8 protein-coding genes and 1 pseudogene are annotated in these 4,397 nt (G+C 34.1%); 8 read left to right on the top strand and 1 reads right to left on the bottom strand.

Annotated elements, in window-relative coordinates; genetic code table 11:
* Nucleotides 1-119 precede the first annotated feature (119 nt).
* Genes HPY60_11575 through HPY60_11590 form a run of 4 tightly spaced genes read left to right on the top strand, consistent with a single transcriptional unit; the run spans nucleotide 120 to nucleotide 1,785 of the window.
* Entirely contained in the window at nucleotides 120-995 is an 876-nt protein-coding gene (locus HPY60_11575) for a hypothetical protein (GenBank protein ID NPV51815.1), read from the top strand.
* On the top strand, nucleotides 979-1,377 hold the full coding sequence (locus HPY60_11580) for a GNAT family N-acetyltransferase (GenBank protein NPV51816.1): 399 nt from the start codon (nucleotides 979-981) through the stop codon (nucleotides 1,375-1,377). The genes HPY60_11575 and HPY60_11580 overlap by 17 nt, the downstream gene beginning before the upstream one ends.
* A 1-nt stretch (nucleotide 1,378) precedes the next feature.
* A complete protein-coding gene (locus HPY60_11585; GenBank protein ID NPV51817.1) occupies nucleotides 1,379-1,570 on the top strand; it encodes a hypothetical protein in 192 nt (63 codons plus the stop codon).
* Between the two features lie 11 nt (nucleotides 1,571-1,581).
* Nucleotides 1,582-1,785, top strand: a complete 204-nt coding sequence (locus HPY60_11590) for a hypothetical protein (GenBank protein ID NPV51818.1) — start codon at nucleotides 1,582-1,584, stop codon at nucleotides 1,783-1,785.
* 115 nt (nucleotides 1,786-1,900) lie between these two features.
* Here HPY60_11590 and HPY60_11595 read toward each other — a convergent pair.
* Nucleotides 1,901-2,041 (bottom strand): annotated as a pseudogene (locus tag HPY60_11595) (transposase).
* A 241-nt stretch (nucleotides 2,042-2,282) separates the two neighbouring features.
* On the opposite strand from HPY60_11595, the gene HPY60_11600 reads away from it, so the two are divergent.
* The 4 genes from HPY60_11600 to HPY60_11615 form a co-directional block, all read left to right on the top strand.
* Nucleotides 2,283-2,978 (top strand): hypothetical protein, encoded by a 696-nt coding sequence (locus tag HPY60_11600; GenBank protein NPV51819.1) that lies wholly within the window; start codon nucleotides 2,283-2,285, stop codon nucleotides 2,976-2,978.
* A 160-nt stretch (nucleotides 2,979-3,138) separates the two neighbouring features.
* Nucleotides 3,139-3,357: a hypothetical protein gene (locus HPY60_11605; GenBank protein ID NPV51820.1), complete on the top strand. Its 219-nt coding sequence runs from the start codon at nucleotides 3,139-3,141 to the stop codon at nucleotides 3,355-3,357.
* Between the two features lie 78 nt (nucleotides 3,358-3,435).
* Entirely contained in the window at nucleotides 3,436-3,936 is a 501-nt protein-coding gene (locus HPY60_11610) for a hypothetical protein (GenBank protein NPV51821.1), read from the top strand.
* On the top strand, nucleotides 3,933-4,397 hold a 465-nt coding region (locus HPY60_11615; GenBank protein NPV51822.1), incomplete at its 3' end, for a hypothetical protein. The genes HPY60_11610 and HPY60_11615, both read left to right, overlap by 4 nt.

Raw genomic sequence — 4,397 nt, forward strand, 5'->3', positions numbered from 1 at the left:
TAAAGCTGGATTGAGTATCTGGACATACTCTCAGGTCTATCATGCTTTTTGTGATTGGATACTCACCAATTTTTAGATAGAACCAAAAAGTAGGAAGTAAAGCAAACTCTGAAGGCAAAATGAGCCTTCATCCTTTTGGCTCAAAAGTTGGTAAAAGGTGGTATTTTCTTATTCACAATGGAGTATTGGGTGAAAGGATGAGAGAAATAGCGGAAAATTTTGGAGCGAATAAACTTACAGATGTCAAAGTTGATTCTGAGTTGTTTTTGAGATGCATTACGGCACAAATTCGGCAGGGGGAAAAACTGGTTGATGCAATTAAATCTGCCACGTATGAAGTGTCTAATGTTGGAGACTATGCCTTTGCACTCCTAACAAGCGAAGGCATTTATCTATGGAGAAATGAATATAGACCACTATCAGTGTTCTACCACAAAAATAATATCTTTTTTGCATCTACAATGGAAATGTGGAAGAATGCTCTGGAAATAGCTGGAGTTGAGCAGGAAAAGATTGTTTACACAGAAATTGAGCCACATCAGCTATATATCCTGAAGATTAACAAAGGAAAACCTGCAGTCTTTCGGATTTGTGAAATTCCGCACAAAACACACAAAAGAGAATTAGAAAGACTCAATTACAGCTATTATACCAGCATTTTGAGTGAAAACGGTAAAAATGGCAATAAAAAAGCCAAAAAGAAAAATAAGGAGAAAGAAGACCCGAGATATAATCCATTCTTGTTTGGCGAGTTTGCAAATGACGATGAAGAAGAGACACACATTTTCTCTGGGGACAAATCACCTAGAGAAATGACTACAAGGGAAATAGAGCGAGAAATAGAAATACTTGAAGAATACTACTACGATGGGAACTTATCTATTTCAGAACAAGTTGAAGTTGAAAGAAGGTTGCAGGAACTTTATTACGAATTAAATGTAAGAAATACGTTTGTAGACGATGAAGAGGAGGCAGAAAATGTTGAGCCTTTCTGAAATTTTAAGAGAAGAGATGATTGACTTTTTAAAAAATAATTTATACCGAACGCATATCCCAAGTAGAACAAAATGTTTTGGTTTTTTTGATGGGGAAGATTTAATAGGTGTTGCTGGGCTGTACAAAACAGCCTGGCACACCACTGAAATTAGAGGGGTGTGTATTAGGGAAGGCAAAAGAGGCAATGGCTATGGGACAAAATTAATAGCAGAACTATTAAAGCTTGTTGATACTCCACTTGTTGCAGCAACAGTGGTAAAAGAAAACATTGCCTCTTTAAAAGCCTTCCAAACGAATGGATTTCAGTTGGTTACTGTATTTTTAAGCTTTAGTACAAAGCATGAAGTTGTTTTTTTGATTAAAAATTTAACAGGAGGATAATATGGGGTATATAGTAATTAAAACCAAAGAAAATAAAAAAATTACAATAACAAATGATTTTAATTATATTTTTTTGATTTCCGACGGACCAAAAAAACTTCCCGTTGAAAGGCTTTTTCACATACTCGAACAGCATGGAGAAAAAGTAACAACTGAAGAAATTAAAAAATTAACTTTTAAATTTAGAAATTAAAGGAGGCTATTATGACAAAAAAAGAAAAAATTACAAAAAATTACAATGAATGGAAAAAGCAAAGAGAAGATGAAATAGGGTTTTATTGTTTTGTAAAACTACTATGCGATTCCTGTGGGAAAAGATGGGTAGAACATGTAAAACAAACTCTTCCCCCTTGCCCTTATTGTGGGGGAGAGGAAATTTTTGAATATGAAACTATATCTGTTGGATAGGTATAAAAAACATGTGAACTACCTGCTACTGAAGTAGCAGGCTTCCTGCTTCATAGGATACTACTGTACCCTCCACAGGCATGTAGGTTCGGACCGTTCCAGCCCTACCTGTTATCTTTAGTCCTTCTTTTAGTAAATTTAAAGATGCATTAATATCTCTATCGTGTTCAGTTTTACAAACAGGACAAATCCATTTCCTGTCCGACAAGCTTAGTTCGCCATTTCGATATCCACATACTGAACAAAGTTTGCTTGATTTTATTTACAAGGAAGTTGAGATTACTTGCAGGATAAGGTTACTAATCGTTACTATTAAAATAGGATTTCTCTGTAGAGTAATTTTCTATAGACCTTTTAAGGGGATTGGCACTTCACCAATATGCCACAAATTTAGACTACCATTATTTTCCCATTTTTTCTTTCAAATTTTAGTCATTAACAAACCTTGCCTTTGGCAGGTTAATTAAATCTAATTAATCTATTTAGGAGGTTTTATTATGTTACACACATTTTATGCAAAGAATTCAGGATTGGAAGTTAGGCTTAAGGATGGGAAGATTTGGTTACGTTTCTTTACTTTTGGAACCGAGGAAAAGACTCAATTGAAATTCATGCTTGATGCTGAAGAATCTTTTAGAACTTATCTGTCAATTTTAAATCTTGTTAAAACTGGAACAAAAGTAAGTCTAATTCACAAGTTTAACGACGTGCAATCTACCTTAACTATCGAGAAGTGGTCTAAAAATGAAAAATCAGGGTTCGGAGTGATATTGAAGAAAGAAGAGACAAAAATTAATGTACCTGTCGATCAGGCAAATGTTTTGTTTTTTGCAGAACTTCTGAAAGCAATGGCTATTGAGTCAACTAAAGCTGTTGCTGATGCTATTACAGAACAAAAACAGGAAACTAATACTCAAGAGGATGTACAGATTGAAGGAGAAACTAAAATAGTAGCTCCTGATCCTGTAGAAAACACAGAAACAACTAATAATGAGACAAACACAGGGAAAATGCAAAACGTAGAGATCGAAGCTATTAGAACAGATGGGAAAGCAGTTAAAGTAGCTGGTAAATGGTATGAAATAACTGACAAAACAAAAGTTGAAGGAAAGCTAGAAAAAGGGAAAAAAGCAAATCTTTACTACTTTAAAGGCGAGAAAAAACTTTTTGTAAATGCAATTTACGTTCAGTAATATTTCTCACCTTTTAAGGTGACTGCTTTTAGCAGGTATTGGGTTCCTACCCACAAAAAACGATTATCTATTTTTCATTTCTCTTTATTTAAGCCGAACCGTCTTGACGGTTCGGTTCATATCTAAAATTTTAAAAAATTCAAAATTTTAGGAGGTTAAAATGTGTACAGTTAGTTGTTTTATTAGTCAACATGATTTAAAAGGAGTTGATGTTGTAGGTTTGTATCAAACATTAAAAGCAATTGGTTATGAAGTTGCTGTTGGCAATGGATTTAGAGTTTCTACCACAGTAAGAATGAATGAGTCTAAAGAACACACAAAACAAGAATTAATTATTGATGTAGAATGCTTATTAAGAAGATTCAAATTTTCTAATTAGTCCTTAGCCCGCCTTGTGCGGGCTTTTTTTTGCCTTAAATCTGCCTATTCTTGGTTACCATTCGTTAAATAATTAATAATGACATGGATTTCACATAAATTAATCACTTTTTCTGTTGTGTTTGCATTAAGTAATAATTTTTTCTTTTCCCTAATATCTGCCATGGGGGCAATTATTCCTGATTATCTTGAAGGAAAGGGATTTTTATCTTTAAATCACGATGCACGACAGAGTTGGAAAAAATATCACAGAACCTATACTCACTGGTTTATTCCTTACTTAATTGTTTTTCTATTAAGTGTTCTTATTTTAAAAGAAAATCCTGCAACTATTCATCCACTTAAGGATAGTAGTTTATTTTCCTGTCTTCCGACAGAACGCCCGATGTTTTGGTTGCTTTCTGCTCTTTCAGTTGGTGCAATTTTGCACATTATACAGGATGCGGTGTCAGGGAAAGTTCCACTGCTTAATCCTAAAATCAAAAGTTTTGGAATAAGATTAATCCCTGTAAGAAGTTTTTTTGAATTTATTGTAACAACAGTTGTTTCAGCGGGATTCTTGCTTTGGGTGATTAAATGATAAATGTAAAAGAACTAATAGCGTTATCAATATACAAAACTGACTACATATTTCCAAAACTTAAAGACACAGTAAAGTGCGTTTTATACGAGATAATATTTTCTCGTACTGTTCTTATAGGAAAGCCGAGTGCAAGAATTAGTTATAGTGACTTTGCCGTACTTAGTGGTTGTTCTCCTACCACAGTAAAGCATGCAATAAAGGAAATGCTGATTGATGGATACATAAAAATTGTGGGGAGCCATCACAGTAGAACTGCCAACGAGTATGCATTGAATCTGAAAATCCCAGAAAACATCACTCCAGTTTTACCTGTACAAAGGCTTCCATACAAAACAGTAGAAACAGTTATTACACAGAAAGAAAAGTCAAAACTCGTCCTAAATGCAGAAGGTCAGGCAGTAGTAAACGCTATTAAGTCAAGTATGACACCACACGAAAGGAAAATATACGAACAGAAA

It is taken from the genome of Methanofastidiosum sp. (assembly GCA_013178285.1).
GTDB lineage: Archaea > Methanobacteriota_B > Thermococci > Methanofastidiosales > Methanofastidiosaceae > Methanofastidiosum.

Bases quoted from the DNA above. Each gene is read 5' to 3' on its own strand.
- HPY60_11575 (NPV51815.1), top strand. From the start codon at position 120: ATGAGCCTTCATCCTTTTGGCTCAAAAGTTGGTAAAAGGTGGTATTTT.
- HPY60_11580 (NPV51816.1), top strand. From the start codon at position 979: ATGTTGAGCCTTTCTGAAATTTTAAGAGAAGAGATGATTGACTTTTTA.
- HPY60_11585 (NPV51817.1), top strand. From the start codon at position 1,379: ATGGGGTATATAGTAATTAAAACCAAAGAAAATAAAAAAATTACAATA.
- HPY60_11590 (NPV51818.1), top strand. From the start codon at position 1,582: ATGACAAAAAAAGAAAAAATTACAAAAAATTACAATGAATGGAAAAAG.
- HPY60_11600 (NPV51819.1), top strand. From the start codon at position 2,283: ATGTTACACACATTTTATGCAAAGAATTCAGGATTGGAAGTTAGGCTT.
- HPY60_11605 (NPV51820.1), top strand. From the start codon at position 3,139: ATGTGTACAGTTAGTTGTTTTATTAGTCAACATGATTTAAAAGGAGTT.
- HPY60_11610 (NPV51821.1), top strand. From the start codon at position 3,436: ATGACATGGATTTCACATAAATTAATCACTTTTTCTGTTGTGTTTGCA.